This is a genomic window from Chthonomonas sp. (assembly GCF_035294165.1).
GTDB lineage: Bacteria > Armatimonadota > Chthonomonadetes > Chthonomonadales > Chthonomonadaceae > Chthonomonas.
Genome location: NZ_DATGLN010000046.1, coordinates 1 through 3216 on the forward strand (window position 1 = coordinate 1; position 3216 = coordinate 3216).

General features: G+C 55.8%; 1 protein-coding gene and 1 pseudogene. Both read right to left on the bottom strand.

The annotated features are described in order from the left end of the window. Positions 1-1545 (bottom strand): annotated as a pseudogene (locus VKV29_RS01750) (hypothetical protein); the annotation flags it as partial. Between the two features lie 462 nt (positions 1546-2007). Then, positions 2008-2958, bottom strand: a complete 951-nt coding sequence (locus VKV29_RS01755; RefSeq protein WP_324199574.1) for a hypothetical protein — start codon at positions 2956-2958, stop codon at positions 2008-2010. Between the last annotated feature and the right edge of the window lie 258 nt (positions 2959-3216).

Genomic DNA, 3216 nt, shown 5'->3' on the forward strand with positions numbered 1-3216 from the left:
AGCCAGCGGGCTGTCGCCGTTGAAATCGGGCGACCAGTCCACATAGTCCCAGGCCCCGTGTTTGTTGGCAAAAAGCCCATCGTCATCGAGGTCGCCCTCCATATAGGCGATCATGGAGGCCAGCAGGTCATGTTGCTTCATGAGGTAGGTCTTGTCGCCGATATGCTTATAGAAGTCGGTAAGCCCCACTACCCAGGCGGCGGAGTAGCCGGGAATGCCGTTGACATGACTTTTCGGTAGGTCGGCAGGTGGGTTTCCTCCCTGGGCATCGTCACGAAGCCGCTGCATGGTCTGCTCCATGAGGAACTTGTCGGCAAAGACGGTGTCAATCACACGGCCGGAGACCTGCAGGTCGCCCATCCATCGCGCACGGTCGCGCTTGGGGGCATCCCAAATGTCCTCTTGCATGCAGAGGTGGGCGGTGTAGGCTCCCACATACCAGATGCGCGTGAGGAGGGGGTCGGAGCAGTCGAACGAACCTTTATATTGAACGGGATAGTACTTGAAGTCGAGCGACACATCCACCGTAAGAGGCGTGTCGGAGGCGCCTGGAGGGGCGTAGAAGGTGATTTTGGCATAGTGGAATGCGCTGTAGGGCGTATAGAGCGGCGAGGCCATGGTGCGGCTATCGAAGGTATGGATGCCGCCCCAAGGTTTCATCACAGCCTCATCCTCCGATTCGCCGGTACCCACTTGAATGATGCCGTCTCCCTTCACGATAAGGCGTACTCGGCCGGCAACCTCCTTGCCAAAATCTACGACTAGAGAGGGCGGTGTTCGGCCTGAATCTTGCGGAGGGGCTACCACCTGCAGGTGTCCGGGATGGCTTGCATCCACATGAAGGCTGCCTGCGCCCGGTTGTACATCGAGCACACCCACGACGGGCAGAGTGATGTGGGCGAGATACGGCACATCGGAACTGTAGCCAGGCCATCCGTCCAACTCATTCCAAGGGGCATCGCCTAAAGAGGCCTCTTCGGTGGCATAAAGCCAAGAGCTATCGTCGTAGCTCGTATCTATCCAATCGCTTGGAAGATCGCCCTGTTCGGTAACGCGCCAGCTTTTATCGGTACGAAGGATCGATTTATTATCGGCCACCAACATACCAATAAGCCCTGCCGGCCCGCCTGCATTAAGAGCACGCACGGCAATAACGTTCTTGCCGGCGTGCAGATGGGGCGTCAACAAAACGGCATGAACCTGGCGCCACACGAAACCGTTGCCGGATTGGGGCGCAGAGTGATCAAGCTCCTGCCCATTCACATACAGCGTAAAAAAGTCGTCTGCGGTAATGTAAAGAACCGCCTTTTGGGGTATCCGCTCCAGCGTAAAGGTGCGCCGGGCGTAGATCGTCTGATTATCCGCCACATGATTGACCCATATCCACTTCACCGGCTGTTGCGTGGAGGCTGTGAACCGAACGGATTTAGGAATAGGCAAGCCATAAGTCGGGTCGGGAGTTGGGGGGCGTCGTGCCCCTGCTGTGCCGGTGCCGATAAGGCTTATGAGCAGCCACAGGCCTAGAGATGAGATCGCAAACCGCATTACCATCCTCCAAACAGTCTAGATATTCTTGTGGGTTTCTTCTTCTTGTTCGATGCCGATTCCTGCCTACGAAGTGGTTTCGAGAGAGGGAACCACACCACTGCATGAGAGGACGTATTATGAGTTGTATGTGACTCTTGTTTTGAGAATAAGCGGCCAGCACAGTTTCCATGATCGCCTATCTCACTGGCCGCTGCATCGCTGTCTGCTTCTACAGCCCCCACCCCCCCGCCCCTCCCCCTATTAAGGAGAGGGGAGACCAATAAGTTCATTGGCAGTTTCCTTCGATAACCTTGCTCTTCAGAAACCACCCAAAACCGCCCCCTTTCTCCCTAGTAGGGGGAAAGGATGGGATAGGGGGCGAGCGAGGCTGACTTGCTTGGTTAACTGCCTCTAGAACCGTGAGGTTGGCAGTCTCTGCAGCCCCACCCCTTACCCTTCAGAACCGGTGGGAAGGGAAACTCAAGATTTCTCGCCTTCGGCTCGAAATGACAGGTCTTTCTCTCGAAGTGACGGTTGTATCATCGGTTCTTCAAGGCCGACGGTGCTGCGCACTGCACCTTTCTCAAGGCCGACGCCCTCCCCCTCAAGGCCGACGCCCTTCCCCTCAAGGCCGACGCCCTCCCCCTCAATGAGGATTGAAACTTGAAGGCTCTGCAACGTCTCACGGTTCACCTGGATCAACCCACTACGCGGTCTATCTAGGTCCATGATGAGAAAAACGGCCACAACAATCCCACCAACGAGCAGAAACGTTGGGGCGCTAACCCGATGTCCGGCAAGACCGGACGCATAGCCAAGCAGAGCAGCAACGATGACGGATAGAACCAATATTGCAACTAATATCACCTCCGGCACCCTTCTTTGGAAGGCTGCATGGGTAACGCTTGCCGCATCAATGAGCTGGTTGAGGGATTGTACGAAAAGGCCGCTTGTAACCGGCCGAGGGTCTTTTTGTACGGCCCGCATGGCTTCGCTCCAAAGCTGTGTGGCAAGCTGACGCGCCTGTTCCACCTGGGCATGTCGTTCTGCAGGGTTTGCCAAAGGAAGCTCGTTTTCACGGATGCGCGCCTCCGTATATCGGCTTAAGAGCGACTGAATTTTCTCGTGCATCTCAACCGGCAGAAGCTGGATTCTAAGGGAGGTGGTTCCGATGGCGTTGGCCTCGGCAACAAGCGCCTCGCTGCGGTCTTCATAGCGCTGTAAGGCCCACGAAAAAGTAAAGCTGAGCAAAAGCGACAGTAGCCCAAGCATGGCGGCGAGCACAACCCCAACCTGCGATCTCACGGCCTCGGTGGCCTCTGGATAGCGCCGCTTCCCGAATCGAAATCCCATCTCTGTACCTAGCAGCATAAGACTTATCAATACCAGAGAGACGAGGGTGGTGTTCTGATAGTAGATGAGTGCGTTCAAGATTCCTCTTCCTTCCTTAAGTCCGGCAAGCAGACTATGCCGGTTGTGCATCGGTCTCATATTTACTCTGAGGCCTTGGGGTGGATTATGCGCCAGATAATGTCATTCGTCAATAATAGTCAGATACCCCTGGCTAAAGCACAGGGGCTTGTGCCTGGTTGGAAGCGTGTGCCTCCGACCGACACAATAGGGCGTCTGAACTTTCGCCCCGTGCCTTGAGGTTTCTCGCCGCATTGAAATCAGCATTCGCCTCAAAGC